General features: G+C 44.9%; 19 protein-coding genes. 8 read left to right on the plus strand and 11 right to left on the minus strand.

What is annotated here, in order from left to right; translation table 11 throughout:
- Positions 1–30: 30 nt before the first annotated feature.
- The 3 genes from dsbC to brnQ all read right to left on the minus strand — a co-directional run bounded on the left by dsbC (position 31) and on the right by brnQ (position 3,307).
- Positions 31–756, minus strand: coding sequence for a bifunctional protein-disulfide isomerase/oxidoreductase DsbC (gene dsbC, locus FJD32_RS18370; RefSeq protein WP_037414691.1), 726 nt, complete (start codon positions 754–756; stop codon positions 31–33).
- A 151-nt stretch (positions 757–907) separates the two neighbouring features.
- A complete protein-coding gene (gene xerD, locus FJD32_RS18375; protein WP_037430831.1) occupies positions 908–1,810 on the minus strand; it encodes a site-specific tyrosine recombinase XerD in 903 nt (300 codons plus the stop codon).
- Between the two features lie 81 nt (positions 1,811–1,891).
- A complete protein-coding gene (gene brnQ / locus FJD32_RS18380) occupies positions 1,892–3,307 on the minus strand; it encodes a branched-chain amino acid transport system II carrier protein (protein ID WP_069453432.1) in 1,416 nt (471 codons plus the stop codon).
- Between the two features lie 569 nt (positions 3,308–3,876).
- Between brnQ and FJD32_RS18385 the strand changes: the two genes are divergently transcribed.
- Complete coding sequence (locus FJD32_RS18385) at positions 3,877–4,587, plus strand: methyltransferase (RefSeq protein WP_109277519.1); 711 nt, start codon at positions 3,877–3,879, stop codon at positions 4,585–4,587.
- A gap of 32 nt (positions 4,588–4,619) precedes the next feature.
- On the opposite strand, the gene FJD32_RS18390 is transcribed toward FJD32_RS18385, so the two are convergent.
- Positions 4,620–5,615 (minus strand): two-component system response regulator, encoded by a 996-nt coding sequence (locus FJD32_RS18390; protein WP_088586070.1) that lies wholly within the window; start codon positions 5,613–5,615, stop codon positions 4,620–4,622.
- Positions 5,616–5,617: 2 nt separating this feature from the next.
- Positions 5,618–8,728: an MHYT domain-containing protein gene (locus FJD32_RS18395; RefSeq protein ID WP_275892364.1), complete on the minus strand. Its 3,111-nt coding sequence runs from the start codon at positions 8,726–8,728 to the stop codon at positions 5,618–5,620.
- 617 nt (positions 8,729–9,345) lie between these two features.
- Here FJD32_RS18395 and srmB point away from each other — a divergent pair.
- The 5 genes from srmB to FJD32_RS18420 all read left to right on the plus strand — a co-directional run bounded on the left by srmB (position 9,346) and on the right by FJD32_RS18420 (position 18,568).
- Positions 9,346–10,608 (plus strand): ATP-dependent RNA helicase SrmB, encoded by a 1,263-nt coding sequence (gene srmB / locus FJD32_RS18400; protein ID WP_037414703.1) that lies wholly within the window; start codon positions 9,346–9,348, stop codon positions 10,606–10,608.
- A gap of 297 nt (positions 10,609–10,905) precedes the next feature.
- Positions 10,906–12,117, plus strand: a complete 1,212-nt coding sequence (locus FJD32_RS18405; protein ID WP_088586072.1) for an efflux RND transporter periplasmic adaptor subunit — start codon at positions 10,906–10,908, stop codon at positions 12,115–12,117.
- Positions 12,117–15,323: an efflux RND transporter permease subunit gene (locus FJD32_RS18410; protein WP_088586073.1), complete on the plus strand. Its 3,207-nt coding sequence runs from the start codon at positions 12,117–12,119 to the stop codon at positions 15,321–15,323. Before FJD32_RS18405 ends, FJD32_RS18410 begins: the two co-directional genes overlap by 1 nt.
- 168 nt (positions 15,324–15,491) lie before the next feature.
- Entirely contained in the window at positions 15,492–16,196 is a 705-nt protein-coding gene (locus FJD32_RS18415) for a TatD family nuclease-associated radical SAM protein (protein WP_088586074.1), read from the plus strand.
- Between the two features lie 134 nt (positions 16,197–16,330).
- Positions 16,331–18,568 carry a PAS domain-containing protein gene (locus FJD32_RS18420; RefSeq protein WP_088586075.1) on the plus strand — a complete coding sequence of 746 codons (2,238 nt, stop codon included), beginning with the start codon at positions 16,331–16,333 and terminating at the stop codon, positions 18,566–18,568.
- On the opposite strand, the gene FJD32_RS18425 is transcribed toward FJD32_RS18420, so the two are convergent.
- The 3 genes from FJD32_RS18425 to FJD32_RS18435 all read right to left on the minus strand — a co-directional run bounded on the left by FJD32_RS18425 (position 18,549) and on the right by FJD32_RS18435 (position 21,301).
- Complete coding sequence (locus tag FJD32_RS18425; RefSeq protein WP_037414753.1) at positions 18,549–19,949, minus strand: hypothetical protein; 1,401 nt, start codon at positions 19,947–19,949, stop codon at positions 18,549–18,551. The two genes, FJD32_RS18420 and FJD32_RS18425, sit on opposite strands and share 20 nt — an antisense overlap.
- Before the next feature lie 85 nt (positions 19,950–20,034).
- The gene (locus FJD32_RS18430; protein WP_037414709.1) at positions 20,035–20,565 is read right to left on the minus strand and encodes a hypothetical protein; all 531 of its coding nucleotides are present in this window, start codon (positions 20,563–20,565) and stop codon (positions 20,035–20,037) included.
- Positions 20,558–21,301, minus strand: coding sequence for a helix-turn-helix domain-containing protein (locus FJD32_RS18435; protein WP_088586076.1), 744 nt, complete (start codon positions 21,299–21,301; stop codon positions 20,558–20,560). Before FJD32_RS18435 ends, FJD32_RS18430 begins: the two co-directional genes overlap by 8 nt.
- 443 nt (positions 21,302–21,744) lie before the next feature.
- Here FJD32_RS18435 and FJD32_RS18440 point away from each other — a divergent pair, with 443 nt between their 5' ends.
- Together FJD32_RS18440 and FJD32_RS18445 are read left to right on the plus strand one after the other, a co-directional pair.
- A complete protein-coding gene (locus tag FJD32_RS18440; RefSeq protein ID WP_181159861.1) occupies positions 21,745–22,566 on the plus strand; it encodes a cytochrome C in 822 nt (273 codons plus the stop codon).
- Between the two features lie 10 nt (positions 22,567–22,576).
- Entirely contained in the window at positions 22,577–23,101 is a 525-nt protein-coding gene (locus tag FJD32_RS18445) for a hypothetical protein (RefSeq protein WP_088586078.1), read from the plus strand.
- A gap of 63 nt (positions 23,102–23,164) precedes the next feature.
- Here the strand turns inward: FJD32_RS18445 and FJD32_RS18450 are convergent, their stop codons facing one another.
- From FJD32_RS18450 to nhaD, 3 genes are all read right to left on the minus strand, one after another.
- A complete protein-coding gene (locus tag FJD32_RS18450; protein ID WP_037430316.1) occupies positions 23,165–23,704 on the minus strand; it encodes a hypothetical protein in 540 nt (179 codons plus the stop codon).
- A gap of 1 nt (position 23,705) precedes the next feature.
- Complete coding sequence (locus FJD32_RS18455; RefSeq protein ID WP_037430314.1) at positions 23,706–24,452, minus strand: winged helix-turn-helix domain-containing protein; 747 nt, start codon at positions 24,450–24,452, stop codon at positions 23,706–23,708.
- A gap of 165 nt (positions 24,453–24,617) precedes the next feature.
- A complete protein-coding gene (gene nhaD, locus FJD32_RS18460) occupies positions 24,618–26,087 on the minus strand; it encodes a sodium:proton antiporter NhaD (protein ID WP_047539845.1) in 1,470 nt (489 codons plus the stop codon).
- Positions 26,088–26,275: the final 188 nt, after the last annotated feature.

Consider the following 26,275-nt stretch of genomic DNA (forward strand, 5'->3'; position numbering starts at 1 on the left):
TTTAATGGGATAAGTTTAGCCGAATTGCGACTATTGGCGCGCTTCTAAAGTACGTAATAAATCCGCAGGTGGTTGATATCCTGGGATCATATTGCCATCTTCTAACACGATAGCAGGCGTGCCGTTAACACCAAAGCTGGTACCTAATTCATATTGTTCGGCGATTTTAGCATCACAGGTCGCGGCAGAGACTTTTTTACCCGCCTTGGCTTCTGTCATGGCTTTTAATGGATCCTTAGCACACCAAATGGCCTGCATTTCATCGGCATTGGCAGATGGCACACCCGCACGTGGGAAGGCTAAGTAACGTACGGTAATACCCAACTTGTTATACTCGGCCATTTGGCTATGTAACTTGCGGCAATAACCACAGCTCACATCGGTAAACACAGTTACAACGTGTTTTTCATCTTTCGCTTTATACACCAACATATGATCTTCAAGCGGTTTCATCATCGCCAAACGTGGGCCTGCAAGTGCCGCTTCTGTCAGGTTTTTCATCCCTTTATCAAGATCGTATAAATTACCGTGGAACATTTTTGAACCATCACGGCTGATATAGAGCACGCCGCGATTAGTCATCGCTTGATATAAACCTTCGATGGGCGAATCCTGCATTGAAATCACTTCAACATCTAACATTTCACTGAGTTTTTGCTTAATCGCAGCAGTGTCTGGAGTGGTCGCCGTTGCGGCGCTGGCCAGAGGCGCAACAACAAGCGCGAAAACTAAAGATAATGCTCGGGTCAACTTCATGGGGACTTCCTATTAAGTAAATCGCTACTGCGACATATGGGTCAGGTTAATAGACCCTGTATGGGGGCAAAAAGTTACAGACAAGCCAAATAGAATGCAAATTTATACTGTAACTAAATTCAACCATTCACGGTTTTGTGATCCACAAAGCCTATCCCCGTGGATGATGCTGCTGATGTAACTCTTGTAATCTCGCTCGGGCGACATGGGTATAGATTTGAGTTGTCGATAAGTCACTGTGGCCTAAAAGTAATTGTACAACCCTAAGATCGGCGCCATGGTTGAGTAAATGGGTGGCGAAGGCATGACGCAATGTATGGGGTGAAAGTTCAGTTTCAATTCCAGCTCGGCTCGCGTAGAGCTTAATACGATGCCAAAAGGTTTGCCGCGTCATCATCTGCGAGCGCTTTGAAGGGAACACCACGTCAGATTGAACATAGCCTAAGAGTTCATGCCGCGCCGAAGTTAAATAATGTTCTACGGCGGTTATTGCTACCTCACCCATTGGCACTAAACGCTCTTTACCGCCCTTCCCCACAATCCGCACTAAGCCTTGGCGAAGGCTCATCTGCTCCATGGTTAATCCCACCAGCTCGCTCACCCGCAGTCCGGTGGCATATAACAACTCAAGCATAGCTTTATCACGGCATTCAACGGGGTCGTCCACATTGGGCTCAGCCAGTAACCTATCAACCTGTGACTCGCTTAGAGAATCAGGTAAATGCCGACTTAACTTAGGCGATTCAATCAGTGCCATGGGATCGCCTGCAATCTGTTTGGTCTGCAATAAATAGGTGTAAAAACGCCGTAAACTACTCAGCAAACGTGCACTACTAGTGCGGGCAAATTGTTGCTCGACCCGATAAGCTAAGTAAGCACGAACGTCAGCTTGACCCACATCGCACAAACCCAATCCTTGGCTTTGCAGATAGCGATCAAAATGGCGTAAATCGGTGCGATAGGCACTCAAGGTATTATCACTTAAGCCCTTACTAGACCAAAGATCATCAAGAAATGCATCAATAAGCGGATCACACTGATAGGTTTTAGCCACGAAAACTCCATAAAAAACGGCGTATGGTAGATACGCCGTTGATATTAACTTAATTTCTCCGCGACTGGCAGTCGCCTTTATTTAGGCGGCAGTGACTGCTTTTGCACCGCCACCGCGAATCATTAAACACAGCACAATGACAACTAAGGTTGGCAATAACCACGCCATTCCCTCTTCATACAGCGGTAGGAGAGACAGGGTGGGAGACATACCACTGACCAGATCGATAAAGCTTTGCGCCGCTTCAGTCACGCCTTTACCGTCTTCACCCGTGAGGCTTTTTGCGGCAACCTTCATACCGTCAAAGATGCCAAACAGGAGTGCCACAGACAGGGTCGCACGGTGAGCAAACTGCGGACGAGGGAAATATTCAGTTAAAAAGGTTACCGCGACCAGTGCAATAGCCACAGGGTAAACCGTCATTAATACCGGAATACTGATATTAATCAGTTGTGACAGCCCAACGTTCGCAATCACAGCACAGATAGCGCTTAATATAATCACCAGAAAACGATAAGACAGCTTTGGCATTAGCTCATTGAAAAACTCAGAGCATGCACTCACTAATCCCACCGCCGTAGTTAAACAGGCTAGCGTTACCACTGCCGATAACAACACAGTGCCTAAATTGCCAAACTCACGGGTCACATAGTTAGTTAAAATTTCACCGCCATTTTTAGCACCTGCGGCAATATCACCCGCCGTGGCACCTAAAAAGAACAATGACACATAAACAAAGGCAAGACCGGCTGCGGCAATAAAGGCGGCGCGAATAAGGTACTTAGTCTGGGCGCTAGGCTGCTCGATGCCCTTTTTACGCAGCAGATCGATAATCAACATACCGAACATCAAAGATGCCAGAGTATCCATGGTGTTATAGCCTTCAAGGATACCTTTAGTCAGTGGATGGTTCTTGTAATCACCTACGGCCGCGCCAACATCAGAAGCGGGTAAAAACACCACAGACAAGGCTAAACCTACTAGTAATAACAATAGGATAGGGGTTAATACTTTACCGACGCTGTCGAGTAATTTCCCGGGGAACAATGCCAGCAGCATAGTCACAGTAAAGAAGCACAAGGTATAAATTAGTTGCGACAGATTAAGCGATAAACTGCCAAGCATAATGGTTGCTGTGGTGTTATCAATAAAGGGCTTAGCACCGATTTCATAGGCCACTAGACCGGTACGCGGCGCTGCAAATGCAGGCCCGATGATGATATAAATCGCAATGGCTAATGCCGTTGCCGCAAACACAGGCAACATCGCCATAACCTTACCTTGAGCCTTAGCAACAGCAATGAGCCCGACCAAAGGTAAACCTACGGCAGTGATGAGAAACCCTAGCATTGCAAGGAGCATGTTCTCCCCAGCTAACATCCCCGCAAAGGGAGGAAAAATTAAGTTACCCGCCCCCAAAAAAAACGCGAAGGTCATAAAACCTAAGCCTAATGTATCCCCAATACTCATCTGATTGTCTTGCACGGAAAGCCCCATCTTGTCTTATTGTTTTTAATAAACTTAAGTGATTATGTGTCGATTAGCCATAGCTAAAACAAAGCCCATCCGGAGTGCAAATCTATGTTTACACAATTCCGTGGTAAATATGTGCGATATCTGCTGAGTTTATAAACAAAAATGAACTAAAAATTGGCTTCATTGCCGATTTATTCACCTAAAAACCCGTTCACCTATCCGTTAATCATAAAATTGATTAAAAATGGGGGCGAAACTAATATCAGAATTCAAAAATCAATACAACAGGTAAGATAGTTTTTATCGAAAAAAGCGTTCCAATGCTAATTAACTGCTAACAATGAGTTACCAAGGTAATAAATTAAACCGCCAATTAAGTGAACTTAGACTCAAAACAGCACAAAAATACACAAACGCGATCTCATTGGAAGAATAGAGCGATTAGGGTATGTTGGCGTTTCAGGACGAATCTTTAAACATCAATGCGCCCGACTCATAACCATAAAAATCTTAGCGAAAGCACAACTCGCCCTTTAAAATAGCCACGATCTTAAATCGAATTCCCTTATTCATCGGATAAATGAGTTTTCATGGCTTTTACCTTTAAACAATTCCACATTGATGATCTTAATTGTGGCATGCCCGTTAGCACCGACGGCGTGATATTAGGCGCATGGGCACCGCTTGCTCAGGCAAAACACATTCTAGATATAGGGGCCGGAAGTGGATTATTGAGTTTAATGGCAGCGCAGCGAAGCCTTGGGCAGATCACCGCGGTGGAGCTTGAGGAAAAAGCCGCCGCCGCATGCCAATTCAATATGGTGCAAAGTCCTTGGGCGGACAGGCTCAGTATTATCCATAGCGATATTCAAGACTTTTGCCAGCAAACTCAGTATTACGGATATTTTGATCATATCATCTGCAACCCGCCTTATTTCGAACATGGCCCCAAGGCGAACGACCAGCATAGAGCGATGGCGCGCCATACCGATACCTTAGGATTTGAGCCATTGCTAAAAGCAATCTCCCAATGCTTATCACCTGAGGGTTCTGCAAGTCTTATATTGCCGATTCAAAGTCTTATACGCTTTAAAGTCTGCCTAAATCAGTTCGCACTTTATCTCAGGCAAGAGGTACAGGTTAAAAGTGTGGAGAATAAAGCCGCCAATCGCGTTTTGCTGTTATTGACTAAAACACAGGGGAGCCAGTGCCTGCACACCGTATTCACCATCCGTGGATTAGAGGGAAGTTACACGAATCAAATGGTCGAACTGACAAAGGATTTCTATCTTAAACTATAGGCATGCTAGTTAGGCGCCTGATAAACCAATGGCTACTTATCTATCCATTTATTTTTAATTTCAATCACTTTATCTAAATTTTCGGTAAATAACTGCACTAATTCAGGGTCAAAATGGGAGCCACTCTGTTCATGAAGATACGCCATCGTTTCTGCAATCGACCAAGCTTCTTTGTAAGGACGTTTGCTAGTGAGCGCATCAAACACATCCGCGAGGGCAACGATGCGCCCCTCAAGCGGGATGTCTTTTCCCTTTAGGCCATTTGGATAACCCGTACCATCCCATTTTTCGTGATGGGTTAGTGCCACTGATTTTGCTAACCGTAACAACTCAGAATCGGCTTCACCGATAATTTCAGCACCGATATGGGGGTGAGTTTTCATAATAGCAAACTCGTCTTTGGTGAGTTTAGCAGGCTTAAGCATAATGCTATCGGGAATACCAATCTTACCAATATCATGCATAGGTGCTGCATGTAATAAGTCATCCGCCTGTGCCTCACTAAGACCATAGGCCAACGCCAAGATTTGAGCATAGTGGCTCATGCGCATTACATGGGTGCCGGTTTCGTTGTCCTTATATTCGGCGGCGCGACCTAAGCGTTGAATAACTTGCAGACGTGTTCGACGTAATTCATCTGCCTGCACAAGGGAGAGATGGGTTTTAACGCGAGCCTTAACTATGGTTGGTGACACAGGTTTGACTATGTAATCAACGCCACCTACGTCAAAACCTGCCGCCTCATCATGCTCGTCGTTAAGCGCAGTCACAAAGATCACTGGAATCGGCAGGGTTTCAGGCATGCTTTTAAGCGCTTGGCATACTTCTAAACCCGTCATATCAGGCATCATGATGTCGAGTAAAATTAAAGCCGGCAGCTCAACCTTGGCAAGATGCAATGCTTCTTCACCACTTTTAGCAAAAATCAAACGATAGTCTTGATGCAATATTTGTTTCAAAACCCGCAAATTAACTGGCTGATCGTCTACCAGTAATAAGGTCTTCTTATCGTCAGTCGCAATCTGCATAGCTATTCCTTATTTGAGCTAATGACAAGCCGCAACTTAACTAATTCAGTATGGGCAATATCAAAATCAAAATTATCGAGGGCATCAACAATGGTGTTTACCATGGGTTGATGGACCGATAGATTTTCAATGGCGGTTAAATCAGCTTCTTCAAAGGAGTGGTGTTGTACTGCCGCAATTAAAGCATCAATATGCGGTAAAGCTTGGTTTGGATCAGTCTGAGGAGTAGATATCTGCACGTCTTTATAGTGAGCGAGTTGCTGCACATAACGAGTGATCTGCACTATGGTTGATTCAAGTTCATTGAATAACTGCTGTCTAGCCACTAAAACCTGTGGCTCTGAGTCAGCCATTTGCTCTAATGCCGCAAACAAGGCCATGCAACGGAATAAGCCTAAATTGCCAGAAATGCCTTTTAATCCATGACTTTGTTGGACAATCGCATCCCGATCCGATTGGTTAATTGCCTGCTCAAGCTGCCGAGACTTTTCGGGCCATTGAGCGATAAACTTTTCTAATTCTTGGATAAACTTTGCTTTACTTCCCCAGAGTTGTATCCCTCTTTGCTCATCGATGATGGCATTGAGATCGGGCTCATTTTTATTGAATGACTGTGTGGACAGTTCAAGGTTTAATACGCGGGCGATTTCGACATTTAATAAATAAAAATCAATGGGTTTATTAGCAAAACCATCCATTCCTACTTGTTGTGTCTCGAGTTTATCCTGTTCAAGCACACTCGCTGTTAACGCAATCATTGGCATGTAGGTTAACCCAGATTCAAGCTCCTGTTGGCGTCTACGCCTTGCTGCGGTTAAGCCATCCATTACTGGCATCTGTAAGTCAATTAAGGTGATATCAATATCATGCCTTTGCATTCGTAATAGAGCCTGCTCACCATCACGGGCAGTAATCACTCGATGTCCATGTCGAGTTAAATATACTGAAAGCAGATCAATATTTTGTTGAATATCATCAACTACCAGTATTGTTAATGGAGGCAGTGACACCTTGTCATAACTCGGTAGAGTTAAGTCTTCAACACTTTGAATGAGAGGAATTGTAAATCTGAAGGTACTGCCCAAACCTAAGCGGCTTTCAACCTCAATATGCCCGCCCATTAACTCTACTAATTGTTTGCTGATAGTAGTACCTAAGCCAGTACCACCGTATTTACGGCTCATAGAGGCATCCGCCTGGGAAAAGGCATCAAACACTCGCTCAAGCTGCTCTGGCGACATGCCAATCCCAGTATCGATAACTTCAAATGTCACTTGATTGTCTAACGGAGAGAAAACTCTTACGGTCACTTTTCCTTCTGCGGTGAATTTAACAGCATTACCTATTAAGTTGAGCAACACTTGGCGTATCCGCTCAGGCGACCCCATAAAGTGGGTTCCCATCGTTGGCGCGATATCCACTTCCAGTAATAAATGCTGCTTTTGGGCCTGCAACCACAAGGTTGAGATAACAGTATCAATTTCAGCCGTTAAAGAGAAAACGCGGGTTTCAAGTTCCAGCTTGCCTTTGTCGAGTTTGGCACTGTCTAAAACATCATTGAGTAAATGCAATAATGATTTGGCCGAACGATTAATGGTTGATAATTGCTTTTGTTGCTCATAATCCAAGGATGATTCTAACAAAATATCGCTAAAACCTATGATGGCATTCATTGGGGTACGGATCTCATGGCTCATATTGGCCAAGAAGGCTGAGCGAGCGGCGGCAGCTTGTTCAGCAGTATTCTTCGCGGCCACCAGATCCTGCTCCATTACCTTACGTTCAGTAATATCCATGATAAAACCATCAATCCACCCGTCTGGATTTTGCTCATCAAAAATATAATTTCCATGCTCAAACAGCCAACGCACCTCACCATCGGCACGGATAATACGGTATTCCATCGAAAAGGTTGGTGGCTGTGCTTGTGCGTAAATAGTATCGACATCATCGGGATAATAAAGCGAAGAGAATAAACGTTTAGCGTTAGGAAGCTCAAAATCTGAAGCCGGGTATCCCGTGATATTTAATACCGCATCGCTGATGTAAACCATGGGCCAACCTTGAGTATTCATACAGCGATAGGCCACCCCGGGGATATTACTGATCAACGATCTCAGCTTGGCCTCATTATTTTTCAGCTCTTGCTCCATCTCATTTCGCTGGCTGAGATCGGAAATAAAACCGACAAAGTAATGGGATTTGCCTTGCATCATATGCCCAATACCGAGGCGGACGGGCACTAAATGGCCATTTTTATGCTGCGCCAGTACCTCTCGTCCCGTACCAATAATCTGTGCCTCACGGGTTTTAACATATTGAGCGATATAACTATCATGCTGGGGGCGAATGGAGGCGGGCACAATTTTTTTGACATTGCTACCAAGTAACTCTGTCGAGGGCCACCCCAAGATACGCGTCACCGCTTGGTTTACGCTAACGATAATACCTTGACCATCGATGGTGATAATGCCATCCACTGCGGTATCCATCATAGCCAGCATTCGATCTTCGTTTGATTTAGCGAGTAAAGATAGATCTTTATATTTAAAGATCACATTCACAATCAGCACTAAGCAGATAATGATGACGGTAATAATCGATACCCCGAGCGCAAGATAAAACGAAATTTCAGACGTTTGTTCGCTAAGCTCTAGTCCAGCGGGTTTAACAAAACGCGCCGCCGCCATACCCGTGTAATGCATACCTGCAATCGCCAATCCCATCACGATACTGGCAATAAAATTACTCGTAATAGTGCTCATGCTGGATGAGATAAACTGATTCAGTCCGGTACGAACCCAAAGTGCAATAATGGCTAAAATCACCGCAACGATAATCGACAGAGCAAATATTAGAGGGTCGTAACGCAATAATGGCGCCATATCCATGGCAGCCATCCCCACATAATGCATTACCCCAATACCGACACCTACTAAAACACCGCCAATCAATACTTGGGGAAACCGAATACGTGGTTGAGATAGTAGGCTAAGCGCTACCCACGAGGCTGCAATACTGGGTAACACCGATAAGGCAGTAAGACCAAACTGATAAGAAACTGGAGTGCATAAATTAAAGGCCAGCATGCCAATAAAATGCATTGACCACACGCCCCCTCCGAGGACAAGACTCCCAGTGAATAACATAATTTGCTGTCGCGATTTAGATTGGGTTCGTGCAGCTTGTGTCGCAACTTGAAACGCCATAAAGGCAGAAAAAATAGCAATAAAAATAGAAATAGTGACCAATAAAGGGTCGTAATAAACATTGAGTAACAGGCTATCTTGAGATGAAGTAAAAAAAGATGATAACCAATTAAAAATCATAATATTCAAGCCCATATTAGATAAATAGAATCACGCCGAAATGTTTTGCCAATTCAAGTAGGGCTAACGCTTAGGGGCCATAAAATGATGAGTATGGTCTATAAATGGCATCGATTTATTGCTTAAACGCCAAACCACGCGGATACAATCCATCCAACACTCTGAATAAACGCCAGACATTTGTTACAAAAATCACTTTTATCTTATACAAGTTTTACCAATTGTCTGCCTCAAAATGCGACAAATCACATTATCACTGCGAATTTATCTGTGGGGTTCAGAGTAAAAGAGGCCTTTCTATCAACTCCGTCACCGAAAAGCGAAGCCATTGGGATTAAGTTATTTAAGTTAACAGGCATAAGCTTTATAATGCTGGGCTATTATTCGTCGAGACGCTGCGCATGCAATTTGAAGATTTCCAGCTTGACCCTAGCTTATTAGAGTCACTTAAAGCCATGGGGCACAATACGCCCACCACAATCCAACAAGAAACGTTGCCGCATGCTTTAGAGCAACGGGATATTTTGGCGCGCGCCCCGACGGGTACAGGTAAAACCGCCAGTTTCTTATTACCCGCGCTACAACATCTAATCGACTTCCCGCGTCGTTACTCGGGTCAAGCGCGTGTATTAATTCTTACCCCAACCCGTGAATTGGCGAGTCAAATTCACCGCTATGCCTGCCATTTAGCCACAGACCAAGGGCTAAATATTGCCATTATCACGGGTGGAGTGCCCTATGCACCTCAAGAAGAAGCGCTAAAGGGCAATATCGATATTCTGGTCGCGACACCGGGTCGCCTGATGGAATATTTAGATAAAGGTAAATTCAGTGCAGAATCCGTCGACATACTGATCATCGATGAAGCTGACCGTATGCTCGATATGGGATTCTCTGCCGTGGTTAAAGCCATCGCACTCGAAGCCCAAGGCCGCAAGCAGAATATGCTGTTTTCAGCCACCCTTGAAGGCAGTGGTGTTATCCGCTTTGCCCGCGAAGTGCTTAATGATCCTATCGAAATCGATGTTGATGCACCGCGCAAAGAGAAAGCCAAGATCCACCAATGGATCCATCTCGCCGATGATAAAGACCATAAATTTGCCCTGCTTTGCCACTTGTTAAAACAGGAAGAAGTAAAACGCGCCATCGTATTCGTGAAGACTCGCGATGTAGTCTCTAGCCTCGAAGGTCAGTTACTCCAAGCCGGCATCCCTTGTGCTTTTATGCGCGGAGATATGGAACAGAAGAAACGTTTCCAAGCTTTAAGTCGTTTTACTAAGGGCGAAGTGAATGTATTGCTGGCGACCGATGTGGCTGCCCGCGGTATCGATATTGATGATATCACCCACGTGATTAACTTCGATATGCCACGTTCAGCCGATACCTACATCCACCGTATTGGTCGTACTGGCCGCGCGGGTGCCAAAGGTACGGCAATTTCTCTGGCTGAAGCCCATGATATGCGCATCGTTGGTAAGATTGAGCGTTATATTGAGCAACCCCTTAAACGCCGAATCATTGAGGAATTACGTCCTAAGCACAAAGAGGCGCGAGTTCCATCCAAGAAAAAGGCAAAAGTAAAAGCCAAAGAAGCGGCGAAAAAAACCAGCAAAAAAGAAGCGGCAAAAAAAGCTAGCAAAATTGCCCGCAAAAAACAGTCCTAGGTTTTCTAATCTTGGAATAAGCTGATATTTACTTCCGCCTAAAAGCCGCAAAATTGCGGCTTTTTTTATGCTCATTGACCTAGCAAATATTTTTGTACGGGGTGGAACCCTATATGACAAAAAACACTCTACTCCTACGCAATTGTATCCTCAGCAAACTAAACCGACGCGGTAACAGGACACAAACTCGATAGCATCATCTTTAGACACATTTTATTTACAAAAATAAATTTATTGCGCAGCCTGACTCTGATACTTTAGGCGCATTAAGCGATTTAGCACGGATGTAACAATCATATGATCAAAACCTTACTAAGGAGATTATCTCCTTTTTTTATCTTACTGCTCTTTATTGTTGGCGCTGGTTTGCTGATGAAAACCAAGGAGACACCTGAGCAGAAACCCGAAGAAATGCCGATCCCGATAGTGGATGTCACCCGGGTTGAGCAACAAACGGTTTCGCTTAACTTACCCTCCTACGGTGTTGTCACGCCCAAATATAAAACGCTACTGGTGACTGAAGTCCAAGGGCGGATGCTGACGATTTCACCTCAATTTGTTGCCGGTGGCATAGTGAAAAAAGGCGACCAACTTGCCCAGATCGAACCTTCAGATTACGAAGCCGACTTAATGCAAGCCGAAGCGACATTGGCTCAAGCAACCGCAGCACTCAATGAGGAAATCGCCCGCGGCGAAGTTGCCAAAATTGAGTTTAAGGGTTACGACAAAGGATTGCCGCCTGAACTCGGTTTGCGCATCCCTCAATTGAAAAAAGAACAAGCTAACGTTAAATATGCGCAGGCGGCTTTAGCTCGCGCCCAGCGTAACTTAGAACGTACCATTATTCGTGCGCCCTTTGATGGCATTATCAAGGCAAGAAATGTCGACTTAGGACAATACGTTACCCTAGGTACAAATCTTGGTGAACTGTATGACACCCGCATTGCAGAAATTCGCCTACCTATCTCTAACGATGATTTGGCCTATTTGGAATCCGTCGATAATCCCGATACCCAAGTCACCTTAAGCGCCTCATTGGCAGGCAAGGAAAATACCTGGATAGGCAATATCATCCGCAGTGAAGGGGTGATTGATGCCGATAACCGCATGGTTTACCTCGTCGCCGAGATAAAAGATCCTTACCTGCGAGAGCACAAAACCCAAGGCAGTTTACCACTGAAATACGGCAGTTTTGTCAACGCCGTGATTAAGGGCCGCACCGTCGATGGTATAGTCAAACTGCCTCGCCATGTGGTACGCAATGAGCATGTCGCCTTGATTAACAATAACAATATCGTCGAAATGCGCCATGTGAATGTCGTGCGTAGCGATCTTGAAAACGTATTTATCAAGGACAGCTTAAAAACCGGTGAGCGAGTTGCTATCACTCACTTTAATAACATGGCCAATGGCCAATTAGTCAAAGTGATAGGCGAAGAAACAAAACCAGTGCAGACGCCTAAGGAAGATGCTCCTGAGTCGAGTCTTGCGGCCACTGGAGTAAAATAATGGATACGCAAAAAGGGATCTTAGCTTGGTTTGCCCGCAATAGCGTGGCAGCGAACCTGTTAATGTGGGCACTGCTGATTGGCGGGATGTTTAGCACAGTGCTGATCAATAAAGAGGTATTTCCCTCTTTCAACCTGAATTTATTGAGTATTACCGTTGCTTACCCAGGTGCTGCGCCACAGGAAATCGAAGAAGGCATCAACATCAAGATTGAAGAAGCCATTCAAGATATCAACGGCATTAAAAAAGTCACCTCGGTTGCCAGTGAAGGTGTTGGTTCAATCACGGTAGAAGTGGAAGACGACTACGACGTCCAAATCGTACTCGATGAAGCCAAGTTACGACTGGATGCGATTTCCACCTTCCCGGTTAACATCGAAAAACCACAAATCTTTAAAATCGAGCCCGAAAACAACGTGATTTGGGTGTCGGTGTACGGAGATATGTCACTGCACGATATGAAGGAGCTAGCCAAATCGGTGCGTGATGATTTGACCCAGCTCCCCGCCGTAACCCGTGCTAAAGTCACGGGAGTTCGCGACTATGAAATCGGTATCGAAGTCTCGGAAGATAAGCTGCGGGAATACGGCTTAACTTTCTCACAAGTCGCAACGGCAGTACAAAACTCCTCCATCGACTTACCAGGCGGCTCGATACGCGCCGAAGATGGCGACATTCTGCTGCGCACTAAAGGTCAAGCCTATACAGGCGATGATTTTGCCAATATCGTTGTCACTACCCGTGCCGACGGTAGCCGGGTGATGTTACCGCAAGTTGCCACCATTAAGGACGATTTTGAAGAGCGTCTAGAGTACACCCGTTTTAACGGCAAACCCGCCGCGATTATCGAAGTCACCAGCGTCAACGATCAAAATGCCTTCAATATTGCTCAGCAGGTAAAAGACTACGTCGAGAAACGTCGTGCAACCCTACCTGCGAATGCTCAATTGGATACTTGGGGCGACTTAACTCACTACCTCAAGGGCCGTTTAAACATGATGATGTCGAACATGTTTTATGGCGCACTGTTAGTGTTTGTGATTTTGGCGTTGTTCCTCGATCTTAAACTCGCTTTCTGGGTGATGATGGGCATCCCCGTGTGCTTCCTCGGTACAATGCTGATCATGCCGCTTGAACCTTTCTCCATGACCATCAACATGCTGACACTGTTTGCCTTTATTTTGGTCTTGGGGATAGTGGTCGATGACGCAATTGTTATAGGGGAAAGCGCTTACAGTGAGGTCGAACGCCACGGACATTCGATTGACAATGTGATCCGCGGTGCGCAAAAGGTCGCCATGCCCGCCACCTTTGGGGTATTAACCACCATCGCCGCCTTTATCCCTATGCTAATGGTCTCAGGTCCGATGGGAATTATTTGGAAATCCATCGGCATGATCGTCATCATGTGCCTGGCATTTTCACTGGTTGAATCTAAATTTATTCTCCCAGCACACTTGGCCCATATGAAGTTTAAAAAGCCAGGGGAACCTACGGGTTTCTTTGGGCGCTTTAAAGAAAAATTTAACAATCGTGTTCAACACTTTATTCACCACAGTTACCGCAACTTCCTCGAGCGCTGTATCCAGCATCGCTATAACGTAGTAGCAGTCTTTATAGGTGTGCTGATTTTGTCTGTCGCTTTAGTGGCAAGCGGGAAAGTGCGCTGGGTGTTCTTCCCTGATATTCCTTCCGACTTTATCCAAGTTCAATTAGAAATGGATGAGGGAAGCTCAGAACAAAACACCCTTAAAGTGGTACAGGAGATTGAAGAAGCCCTGTACAAAATGAACGCCAAAATGGAGAAAGATAACGGCAGCGAAGTAGTGAAACACAGCTTTATCAACATGAGCTCACGCACCTCTGCCTTTATTTTTGCCGAACTGACTAAGGGTGAAGATCGGAATGTCGACGGTGAAACCATTGCTACCGAGTGGCGTGAACAATTGCCCGAGTTATTGTCAGTCAAGAAACTCGACTTTAACGCTAGAGGTAACGGTGGCGGCGGTGGTGGCGATATTTCTTTTAGATTAACCTCAAGCGATTTAGAAGAATTATCAGCTGCGGCTCGCGATCTTAAGCAAAAGCTAGCGACCTACGAGGGAGTGTATGATATCGCCGATAACTTTTCCTCGGGCAGCCATGAGATCCGTTTAAAAATCCGCCCCGAGGCGGAAGCATTAGGTTTAACCTTATCCGATTTAGCACGCCAAGTCCGTTACGGCTTCTACGGTTATGAAGCACAACGTATTTTACGTAATAAAGAAGAAATCAAAGTCATGGTTCGCTATCCCTTAGAACAGCGCCGTACCGTTGGCTATCTGGAGAATATGTTGATCCGAACGCCGCAAGGTAAGTCGGTACCTTTCTCCACCGTTGCTGAAGTCGAAAAGGGTGAATCTTATGCGTCTATTACCCGTGTCGATGGTAAGCGAGCAATAACCATTAACGCTAACGCGAATAAAAACAAGGTTGAACCTTCTAAAGTCGTTAATGAAATCCAGAAAGATTACTTGCCGCAACTTCAGGCAAAATATCCTAAGATTCAAACGGCTCTCGATGGTGGCAGTTTGGATGAACAGAATGCCATGGTCGGATTGATACAAGGTTTCTTCTTTGCACTGTTTACCATTTATGCCTTGATGGCTGTGCCGCTTAAATCCTACAGCCAGCCACTGATCATTATGTCAGTGATCCCTTTTGGGATTATCGGCGCCCTGTTTGGGCATTTGATCCAAGGGCTTGCCATGAGTGTGTTGAGTCTTTGTGGTATCGTTGCACTTGCAGGGGTCGTGGTGAACGATTCGCTGATCTTAGTTGACTTTGTTAACCGAGCTCGTGAACAAGGTCAATCGGTGAGGCAAGCAGCGGTCGATTCAGGATGTTATCGTTTTAGGGCGATTATCTTGACCTCATTGACCACCTTTGTCGGTCTAGTGCCTATTATTCTTGAGCGCAGCTTACAGGCGCAGATAGTGATCCCCATGGCGACCTCACTCGCCTTCGGTATTCTATTCTCGACTGTGGTGACCTTAATCCTAGTGCCGCTACTGTATATCATACTTGATGATGCAAAGCGCGTTGGTAGCCGCTTCTACCATTGGTGGTGGCGTCCGAAAAAAACACAGGATACTCCATTGCATATCAACGAGAGCCACAGTATCTCCTTGGATGCCATACATGAGTCAGACTATAAGCGGGATTAGTTATCGTCTGTAATCTATGAGAATCCCATAAAAAGAGAGCTTAGGCTCTCTTTTGCTTTTGCAGTGCGTCATTCTAAAACGCGTAGTGCGATCTAAGTGGCAGTTATCCCTGTGGGCATTGGTTACACTCACCTTAAGTTATCGCTTAGACCCAAATAAAGTCGTTGTATGCCAAACTCACACACTGCTAGAGCCAAACCTGAACCGCTCATCGCCACTGAGACCTTAGCCAATGGCCATACTACCGTAGAAGTCTGTACCAATGAGACCTGCGCAACCGAAACCCTGGTCTACGACATTCGTAAAAGCCGTTATCTCAACATCACTGGCCGCTGTACTCTGCGTTGTATCTTTTGTCCGAAACACAATGGCAGCAAGCAAATCCATGAATATCAATTGGCACTAACCCACCAGCCCAAACCGGAGGAAATTATCCCGCTGTTAGGCAATGTGGAAGACTTTGAGGAATATGTGTTTTGTGGCTATGGCGAGCCGACCATGAATCTTCCAACGCTGCTTGCCGTCGCCAAGGAAATTAAACGTCGTGGCGGTCGAGTTAGGGTCAATACCGATGGATTGGGTAATCTTGTGCATCGACGTAACATCCTGCCCGAACTGGCTGAATGTGTTGATGGCTTATCTATCTCACTCAATGCCGATAATGAGGCGGCCTATAACCAACATTGCCGACCTAAACTTGCAGACTCCTATGCCGCGGTAAATGCCTTTATCGCCCTCGCACCCCACTATATTGAGCGAGTGCAAGTCTCAGCGATTGAAGGATTAGATGGAGTAGATATCGACCTTTGCCGTGAGCAAGTGCTCGCAACTGGCTGCGAGTTTAAACACAGAGTACTCGGCACACTCGGCTAGCAAGCTCCTTGACTCTCCACTAGATTGAATCTCTTGCTCGGGATAACGCCATCACCGAGCAACTTGCCACTGTCGTAACATTTCATTCGTGTTAACATAGCCAAATTAACAGATCATCAACTCAAAATCGGCCCATGCTGAAGAACAAATCAAGCCTACATCCACTCGCACCATTACTTTCATTGACCCAAGGGCTGCATTGGTCTCACCAACGCCTGTTGGCTGTTGCGAGTCAGTTATCGATGCTTGTGATAGGTATGATCATTTTAACTAATTTAATCATTACCTTAGGTGAGCGTAGGTTACAGGAAGAATGGGCAACTCAAAGATATAGCGAATTACAAACGATAGGCACGCTGATCACAGATAAGGTTGCCTTTCAGCAGTTTCGCACTCAGTTGTTCGCCAAGGATGAACTACTCAATCAATATCTTAAAAATCCAACTCCTGCAGCAGAGCAAAAATTACAGGCAAGTTGGCAAGAACTCGTTGAGCATATTCCCGAACTACTAGGGATTGCCCTCTTCGACCCTCAGGGAAATTATAAATTTGCAACACCGGCTAACTTTAGTCAGGATGCACTTCCAGCGACCCTTCTTGGTTCTAGCCGTAATTTAGGTGGAAAAGAAGTGTTCACCTCACCTTTAGAGTTTGTGCCACTCAATGGCATGCTCGAACCCTATATGTATCAAATGACCTGGTTAGAAAAACCCGATCAAAGCTCTTTAGGTTATCTCGTTACCTACAATTCAATGGTACAGATGTTAGAAGCGATAAAACCGGCTTTCTCAAGCAATAAATCCCCCATGTTAGTACTGGATACCCAAGGATTACTCTATGCAGGGGTAAGCGATCTTGCACCGTTAACCCATATTCCAGATACCTTAGGCGCGAGTTTACGCCAAAGTTATCCGGCACTATGGCGCGAAATGTCGATGAGCAACTTTGGCCAGTTTCACGGTGAAGACGCGACGTTTGTTTACCTTAAAGTTGAACTCACTAACCAACCCGAGCTGCGACGGGAATATTTTTTACTCTCTTATATCCGTAACGACGATATTGCCTCAAAGTTTTCGCAGTGGCAGAACATCGTTATCGTCGCTTCTTTAGTTCTGACGTTACTGGCCGCTTGGGTCATTCTACTTAGCCACATGTATCGGTTACAGTATCGCTCGCGCCAATACAGCATTGACGTTGCAAACTCACTGTTTAACAGTGAAATAGGCTTTATATTAGCCAATGAACAGGCGCGCATTATCAGTGCCAACCCTAAAGCGGCAGAAGCGACTCGAGTTCCCCAAGATGAACTAACCGATCGAAGTCTGCAACGAGCCTTAAATCTCGATGATCTAACGCACACGCAAATCCTTGAACAAGTGCACCGATTGGGTGAATGGTCTGGTCACTTGTCGCTCGACAATGAAACGGGTTCAACACTAAGAGTCAACGTACGACAAGCCCCACGATTAGGGCGAGGTTTACCCCATATGTTGATCACGCTTGAAGATATCAGCGCCATTATAAACAGTCAGAACCAAGCATTCTTAAGTGAGCTGCTGTGTGATACTACGGTGGCGACCGCACTGACGGATGCCAATGGTAAGTTGATAAAAATTAACCCCGTATTTGATCAGCTCATGCAACTCAACGGCGATCTGAATCATGATTTAGCGTCATTGCTGTCTAACGATTTAGGTAATCAATGGCAACGGATCACTGCCCAAATCAGCATGCAAGGCCAATGGCAAGGCCAGATCCTTTGCTCACCCAATCTACGTCACTCAAATTGTTTACAGGCCACCCTCAAGGGACATGTCGCGACTGACGGTGAGATTGATTACATCATCTGTACCTTAGAACAAGCTATCGATGGCCAACGTGGCGCAGAACCCCGCAGTTTTGTGCCACATCGCAGCACGATTTTGCAGCACCTGTCAGATTTAGAACGCTATTTTGCTTCACTTTCGCCCCAAAGCCGCAACCACTCGAGTCTACTCGTGATGGACATTAATCCGGAGGGATTACTGAGCCACATGAGCGATATCGATCAACTCGAAAATCGCCAGCAAGAAGTGGAAATTCAGCTATTACTTGAGATACCAACCCACTATCAAATACTCCATTGGCAACTGGGTAAGCTGTTGTTATTACTTCCAGATACCGATGCAACAGCGGCACATCACTTTGCCCTTAATACCATAGAAAAGCTTAACAGCAACGGTTTAGGTGAAGGGATCAGCATCGGCATAGCTAGCTATCAAGAAGGACAAAGTCTGGAGCAATACCTCAGCAATGCCGAGGTAGCACTCAAACGGGCAAAACAGAATAACGACCAGAATATCGGCCAGGCTTTTACTCGCCAGCCGTCTTAACGGGCGGATTAAAAGAGTCTGGCAGTTGGCTTTGGGTTATTTCGATAATCGCAGAGCGGTTCATCGTGATTTTATAGCGAGCATATTCCGGTTCTTCACGGCCATCACGTAGCACTAAAATCAGATTAACCTGGTAACGACGCTCGACCGACTCATGGCTGATTTTGCCCTCAAGCTCCTTGTAAATCTTCGCTTTGCCCCGCTCTAAGTAGCGGGCAAATGGCACAAAACTAAAGTTGACTTGCTCTTGAATTGTTGAATAGCCGGCCTGAAACTCGCCTTGGTTTACCCGAGTCGCAATTTTGTAATGGAGGATCTCGGCATCGACTTTGTTCTGGCTATGTCGGTGTTTTAGGATTTCGTTTACCTTTTCGGGTAAATCCTGTGGCCGCATAAACTCCAACCACACCAATTGTTTAGCAATAACAGCCTGGCTAGTGGTATCCCTTAAGATACGGCTCCACCGCGGCCGACCACGCTGGATAAAGCGCCAAAGAGCATTACGCACATCGTCCTTAAAGATTTCCCTAAATCCGTATATCACCGCTAAGGTCAATACGAGGGCAATAGTAAAACCGCTAAAAACGCCCTGTGCCTCAATAATCAGCGCCGACACCACCAACATCACTAATGCCGTGGCAAGCCCCGTTGTGAACTTTTTAAGGCCGATCCCCAGCGGTTTTAACTCTTCTTTAAGTACGACCCCTTGCTGAATCAAACGCCGTAATAACAGCATCTTATTCGAAATTCGATTAGGATCTTGTTTTGTCTGTGCCGAGTTATAGTTATTGGCATCACGATAGGCTGATTCATTTCGACAAAGAGTTAGCACTCGCTCTTGAATGTCGGAAAAGTCACTGGTACGGGTAGCGTGGGCTAATACTTTTAGCAGTTGCTGCTCACAAAACCAAGACAGATAGTTATCCGCATTTTCAAAATAGGATTTCCATTTAGCATCGCCTGGTTCATTACGGCGAAACTTTTTCAGCAATTGGGTTATCTGTTCACACAACTCATCGAGTGCGAGATAAAAATGCTCAACATCAGCAATCCGATTGAGTTCTTTGACATCGTTTTCAACCGCTACCGCAAATTGGTAGGCAAACAAGTTTAAGTACAGCCTAAACTCTTCCACAGTGCGGCGATTCATACTGGCAAAACGGCCTTGTACGAGCGGTAAATGCAAACCTTCGGAATAGTAAGAACGGCGGCCAACAATGGCGCTATGATAATATTCTTCTTCGTTTAAGGTGTGCGCACCTATGCCCATTTCCTTAGGTAAAAAGAAATAGAGGTCAAGCTGACGATTATCGCCCTTTTCCATCTGGTGGCTGAACTTAATCGACAGGGATTCTTCTTGTTTGACACGTATCTTAAACACAAAAACCTTAATGATTGGAGCCAAAGAGTCAGCATTAACACCATCGAAAATACAATCTAAACCGAAAGCGCGCTAAATTCACTGATTAAATTCGGCTATTGACGATTCGACAACCACAAACCGTATTACTGGGCTGAAACAATACCACGGCGTAGTCTTGGTCTGGGTCACTATCAAGCACCTCAATGCTAAGGTTATGTCTGCCTGACTCACTAAAATGTAAGCTACTAATATAAGACAGATACTTCATATGCTCTGGCCAATGTTTTTTATCGACCTCCTCAGATTCTGTCTTGGTCTTAACCGACACGTTGTAGGCCATACGATTGAGCTCCATATTTTGCACTTCGCCCTGCATCAGAATGGTGCCTGCACTGGAGCCATCGAGGTTAAAATATCGATAATTAATCTGTGCATTGCCTGCGGAGATCAGTACATCGACTAAAAGATAGTATTTACCATCTTCAACCCGTTGAGCATGACGGTCAAAAAGTTCGGAGCTGCAATTGAGGATCACCGCCTTATTTGAGACTGATTGCAGATAAATCACCCCGCAAGCCACAATCAGCGCAGTGAGAATCGTGAGATTTATCGTCCACTTTAGCCACTTAGCCACAGATCCCAATCTCCTGTAGCCACTGTGCATCAATAAACTCTTTAGGGCGTCTAAAATCACTTATCTTTAAGTTTCGAATAACGGACTGCCCGAGCTTATGGCCGCGCAAAGTAATGTTAAGTACTTGTTTATCATGTGAAAGAGAAGAATAAACCTCGGACCAATCACTCTGTCCGCAGCGGCTTAGTCCCTGGCCCAATCGATCGCCTAACTCAAACAATATGGTATTGTTCGTTTTAGAATTAGCGTAAAGGTGCAAGCGAATATGTTGTCCTGATGCCAAAGGAAGTTCCGTCGATAACAAGGATTCAGTCGGCACACTATGATCAATTCGGCTAAGATAAAAACCCGAAATCGCCAGCATAAAACCAAAAACCAGTAGCGCACTCCACCAAGGTAGTGACTGTAATCGAGGATAATGAAAGCTTTTTAACCGCTGCCCTTGGGTATTGTGTAGCAAATAACCTTGACCTTTGACGGTTTCAATCAGCCCTTCATACTGCGGACCAAGAAAAGAGCGGATCATAAATACTGCGCGAGCGAGTGAAGTATCTGTTAGCGGTGGGTGCTCACCATCACCAGTCTTAAGCTCATGCTTTGAGACCAGTTTACCTTGATGTTCAACCAATAAGGTCAACACCTGTAACTCAGCACGGGGAAGGTGCCAAGATTCATTCCGAGCTTGTTCGACGAGCAAACCACGCTCTTTGTCAAACCAACAGCTCCCCACTTGCATAAAGAAAATCCCAAGCCTATAAAATCATGGAATTAAGTCTATGCAAGGCTTCTAATGATTACTGTGATCCTGTTAACCCAAGGCGGCAAATAATTACATTTCGTGAGATAAGCCGCAGGTTGGGTGTATAAAATAAAAATCTGATTTAGTTCACAGATGTAAATGGTATTTGCAAACAATAGCGTTGGCTGATAAATGCTTACAAATTTACATAAATATCACAAATAATGTGTGTCAGCACAAATTTCAATCTAAAAAAGCGAATTATTACCCAAAATTCAACCTTATAAAGCAATTAAAAATTCAACGACATCTTCTTCACTAATAAGGGAAATATCCTCTCTGGCAAATCACATTATTTATCTTTTAGCTCCCTAGAATGGCTTTCATCAACCCAGTTTTCTGATTGATAAATAAAAGCAATTACTAAAGAGGAATTTATGATGAGCATTAATCGACGCCAAGCATTAACTCGTATTATCGGTATCAGCACAGCGGCAGCGGGCGCAACATTAATGGGTACGTCAGCCTTTGCGGCGACCAATGCCGACGGTCAATATCAATTAGCACTCGGCGAAAAACTCAAATACGCACCACTAGACCCCATGGCAACCGCTAAACTCACCTACGAGACAGGTGGTGGCTGTATGCACCAAGTATTTCACTCTGTCGTCACTATGCTAGCGCAATCTAATAGTGCCGATGCTGATAAGTTTAAAACTATCCCAACCGCGCTTGCCGGTTATGGTTTTGCAGGGGTCACAGGCCAAGGCACCTTATGTGGTAACCTCAACGCTATCGGTATGTTAGTCAATATCTTAGATGATATTAATGGTCAGAACAGCGCCGTGATTGCTAACACATTCCGTTATTATGAAAATACAACGCTACCTTTATCTTCCCCTGAATTTATTGCAGGCATAGGCTCAACCGCAGAAAAAACGGCTCTGGTTGGTAGTTCATCAAAAGCCATGAGCGTATTGTGCCACTCTTCTATTAGTAACTGGTCTAGGGCATCAGGCCTACCCTTTGCTAAAAAAGGTGAACGCTGTTATCGCCTATCAGCTTCCATGGCGTATTACCTGGTCGAACTGCTAAACCGTGCCCATCAAGGAGAGAATATCGGTGCCTTACCAGGTAGCAAACCTTCACTTGAGGCTCAGGATTGCCAAGTTTGTCATGGCAGCACTGGAACATTAGGCTCGGCAGCAAGCGTTAAAACGGATATGGAATGTACCACTTGCCACACTGGACATTTTAATTAAGGAGGCAGTGATGAAATACCCATTACTTGCGTTAACCCTAGCTTCGTTTGCCCTTGCTGGCTGTGGTAGTGACGATAACAAGTCAGAGGAAATTACACCTCCACCACCTCCTCCGCCCGTCGAAAAAACCGTGAGTATTGACGAGGCGACGCAAATTAATCTGGCAGTAAAGCAATTTGATCCCAATACCGGCACGTTGTTATTTACATTGGCTGATGCGTCACAAGCGGCAATCACTGCGGCTAAAAACTACGATATTTACTATTTTGGCTTTCCTGACAAGAATAAATCGTCGTCAAATGCTAAAGCATGGAAACGTTGGCATGTCACTCAAAGCTATCGTTGCCAAAGCAAAGGTGAATGCAGCGGTAAATTAACCGAGGTAAAAAATGGTCAATATCAGTTTGAAATAGCAGGACTTGATTGGCAGCAACAGGACCCAAGTGGCGCCGTGGCGCAAATTAAAGTCGCGATTCAAATTTATGGTACCAAAGCCAATAATGAACTGACCTTAGTTCCAGTCGTTCCGTTGTAATCCTTTTCATCGACTCCTAATCAAATAGGCATCCACTTCTAGGTTTGGATGCCTATTTTGTTATTAGCGACTACTACACGCCCATAAATTACCACTGGGCATAAATTTAATCAGGGTATAGTCATCAATACGATTAATATCCACAATCTGCATATTAAAGCTCATGGTTCCCAGCGCGATTAATGCAGCCCTTGAGCGTTGCACATCCTCTCGAATCGGCTCAGGGAGCTCTGTTTGCAGCAGATCCATTTTGATATTCGCTTGAGCTAAATCAAATTGATAGGTCATAGTGCCAATGTCAAAATGTTTAACCTCACCAGAATAGTTGATGGACGCAAGATCCTTATTATCAATGCCATAACTATAATCTAAAGTTGCCTTTTGCCCCTGCACTTGGACCGAAAGCGATAAAGAATGGCGCAATAATGACGAAGATGCATCGGAAAATGGTGGCTGGAATAACTGAGCATGACAATCTAAGTGTAAACTTTTATGGCTAACACTCTGCCCATATCCATATAGCAGCCCCCCCAATCCGAGCATAATGATTAACAGGAGTTGCCATGGTTTTAAACGGCTTAACGAGAAAATGCTGGATACCATCTTAGCTACATATCCCCGCAAGTGTTAACCAATCAGGTTGCGATGTATCACTCATAAAATTGTCAGACATTAATTTTATCGTCTGAAACTTAAGCCCATTCTCACGGTTATCCCGTAAAATAAAGCTGATTAACTTGCGATCAATAGAAATATTCGCCGCCACAGATTGCCAAGGAAACACGGCACACGCTTCAATTTGCCCCATCATTTGTTCAACGAGGGACTTCATCTCCGCACAGTAGTATTGCCCAGTGTAGAACTTAACCTCTGACGCCAAACCATTTGGCTTCTGGATCTGCTGGCTATAATTCGGTGCAATTTGCGTTGGATGGCTAATATGCGCCCCAATCCCACATAGAGCTATCAGGGTAACAAGTATGATCAATGCGAACTGTAACGGATTGATTTGATATGTTGGGGAGTCAAGTAGCTTATGATTAATCGACACTGATGAAGGATATAAAATAAACCCCTCACCCCGTACCGTATCGAGTAAAGAATATGGCTTTTTTCCTAATATAGAACGCAACCGCTTGATAACATCATCGAGAGTATCATCACACCGACGGGCACCCTTAACATAGGATGACAATAACTGCGTTAATTCAAAGCGGGAAACCACCTTACCTCGATGCTTAGCCAATACGCTCAGTACTTGATATTCATCGCTACTCAGTATCCAGCGACAGCCAGAGGCATCGACTAACAAATGTTCTTGGGCATCAAACCAACAATCACCAATTTGCATCTCGGCTCCTAGCATTACCTAACTTGAAGCCGAGTATACAATTTGAACTTTAATAACGCAGTAATCCGAGGACATCTCCCCGCATCAGATGAATAATCTGTGAATTACATCAATAAAAAATTTAATGCTAAAAACAAACAAGGATACATTATGTTTCATTTGTTTTTAGAACATTGCAGCATTGAGCCACATATGTACTAAAATACTCGCCACATATCCCAACGCAATGACAGGAGTCCAACGTAAATGTGATCCGAAGGTATAAATCCCCCTCGCCTGACCCATTAATGCTACCCCTGCCGCACTGCCGATGGACAATAAACTGCCACCCACCCCTGCGGTTAACGTCACCAGTAACCACTGACCTAAGGCCATATCTGGATTCATAGTCAACACCGCAAACATCACCGGAATATTATCCACGACTGAAGACAACAAACCGATGGCTACGTTGGCAAAGGTCGCATCCCAATGGGAATACAAGGCCTCAGAAACGAGACTTAAATACCCCATAAAACCAAGACCACCTACGCATAACACTACCCCGTAGAAAAACAGCAATGTATCCCACTCAGCACGGGAGATCCGATTAAACACATCGAACGGTACGACACTACCTAACTGTTGAAGACGCTGTTTATCCTGACGTAACTCCGCCTTTGCCCGTTCACGAGCAACGGAGCGATCAAAGGTTTTACGCAGGTAATAACCAAAGAATTGCAAGAAGCCAAGACCTGTCATCATCCCCAGCACCGGTGGCATACCAAGGAAAGAGTGAGCACATACTGCAGTAGCAATCGTCAGCAGAAAGAGCGCCACAATACGTTTAGCGCCAGGTTTAGTGTAAACCTGCTCTTTTTCAGGCTCAGGGATATAATGCGGAATAAATATACTCATAATTGCCGCTGGCACGACAAAGTTGACTAATGCAGGAATAAATAGATGGAAAAAATCGGCAAAGTGCACTAACCCTTTTTGCCATACCATCAGGGTCGTGATATCACCAAAGGGACTAAATGCGCCGCCCGCATTGGCCGCCACCACGATATTGATACAAGCGAGGGTAATAAATTTTCGCTGTCCAGCGCCAACTTTCATGACCACAGCGCACATTAATAATGCGGTAGTTAAATTATCAGCCACGGGCGAAATAAAGAAAGCCATAAAGCCTGTCAACCAGAAAACGGTTCGTAAGCTAAAACCACGTCCCACTAACCAACCGCGAATGGCATCGAATAAATTTCGTTCTTCCATGGCATTGATATAGGTCATCGCCACCAATAGGAAGAGTAATAACTCGGCATATTCCAATAAATTATGCTTAAAGGCTGCTTCAGAGACCTCTGACATACCATTTTGCACATACACAAAACCTATCATGCCCCAAATAATGCCAGCTGCGACCAATACGGGTTTGGATTTACGCAGGTGCAGCGCCTCTTCGGCCATCACCAAAATATAGGCAAGCACGAAGACGCATACGGCAATATACCCCACTGATGCAGCGGTTAAATCGAGCCGTTCTGTTCCTTCGGTCATTGCCCAAACTGCTGGTGAGAATCCGCTCAATATTGCAACACAGAATAGGCTAAATAATGCCATTCCACTGTTTCTAAACCACCGCTGTAATTTCATCTAAATTCATCTCTGCAAGGGAAATCAGTTCGCAAATTACCATAGCTCGGGTTCTGTAAATTTTGATAAAACGCAACTTTCTATGTATTTCCCGATAACCAAAGGCACTTACAACATTAATTTTTGTATAACTACAGGCGAAACTAATAAAGATTTAACTAACTTTGTTTCAAGTTAGTCTAAAAACA

This window comes from Shewanella sp. LC6 (assembly GCF_006385735.2).
GTDB classification, from domain to species: Bacteria; Pseudomonadota; Gammaproteobacteria; order Enterobacterales; family Shewanellaceae; genus Shewanella; species Shewanella xiamenensis.

Coding starts and splice junctions, on each gene's coding strand:
- FJD32_RS18390 (WP_088586070.1), bottom strand. CDS start 5,615: ATGCAGATTGCGACTGACGATAAGAAGACCTTATTACTGGTAGACGAT.
- FJD32_RS18450 (WP_037430316.1), bottom strand. CDS start 23,704: ATGGTATCCAGCATTTTCTCGTTAAGCCGTTTAAAACCATGGCAACTC.
- FJD32_RS18420 (WP_088586075.1), top strand. CDS start 16,331: ATGCTGAAGAACAAATCAAGCCTACATCCACTCGCACCATTACTTTCA.
- FJD32_RS18445 (WP_088586078.1), top strand. CDS start 22,577: ATGAAATACCCATTACTTGCGTTAACCCTAGCTTCGTTTGCCCTTGCT.
- FJD32_RS18405 (WP_088586072.1), top strand. CDS start 10,906: ATGATCAAAACCTTACTAAGGAGATTATCTCCTTTTTTTATCTTACTG.
- FJD32_RS18455 (WP_037430314.1), bottom strand. CDS start 24,452: ATGCAAATTGGTGATTGTTGGTTTGATGCCCAAGAACATTTGTTAGTC.
- dsbC (WP_037414691.1), bottom strand. CDS start 756: ATGAAGTTGACCCGAGCATTATCTTTAGTTTTCGCGCTTGTTGTTGCG.
- FJD32_RS18415 (WP_088586074.1), top strand. CDS start 15,492: ATGCCAAACTCACACACTGCTAGAGCCAAACCTGAACCGCTCATCGCC.
- brnQ (WP_069453432.1), bottom strand. CDS start 3,307: ATGGGGCTTTCCGTGCAAGACAATCAGATGAGTATTGGGGATACATTA.
- FJD32_RS18440 (WP_181159861.1), top strand. CDS start 21,745: ATGAGCATTAATCGACGCCAAGCATTAACTCGTATTATCGGTATCAGC.
- nhaD (WP_047539845.1), bottom strand. CDS start 26,087: ATGAAATTACAGCGGTGGTTTAGAAACAGTGGAATGGCATTATTTAGC.
- FJD32_RS18410 (WP_088586073.1), top strand. CDS start 12,117: ATGGATACGCAAAAAGGGATCTTAGCTTGGTTTGCCCGCAATAGCGTG.
- FJD32_RS18435 (WP_088586076.1), bottom strand. CDS start 21,301: ATGCAAGTGGGGAGCTGTTGGTTTGACAAAGAGCGTGGTTTGCTCGTC.
- srmB (WP_037414703.1), top strand. CDS start 9,346: ATGCAATTTGAAGATTTCCAGCTTGACCCTAGCTTATTAGAGTCACTT.
- FJD32_RS18385 (WP_109277519.1), top strand. CDS start 3,877: ATGGCTTTTACCTTTAAACAATTCCACATTGATGATCTTAATTGTGGC.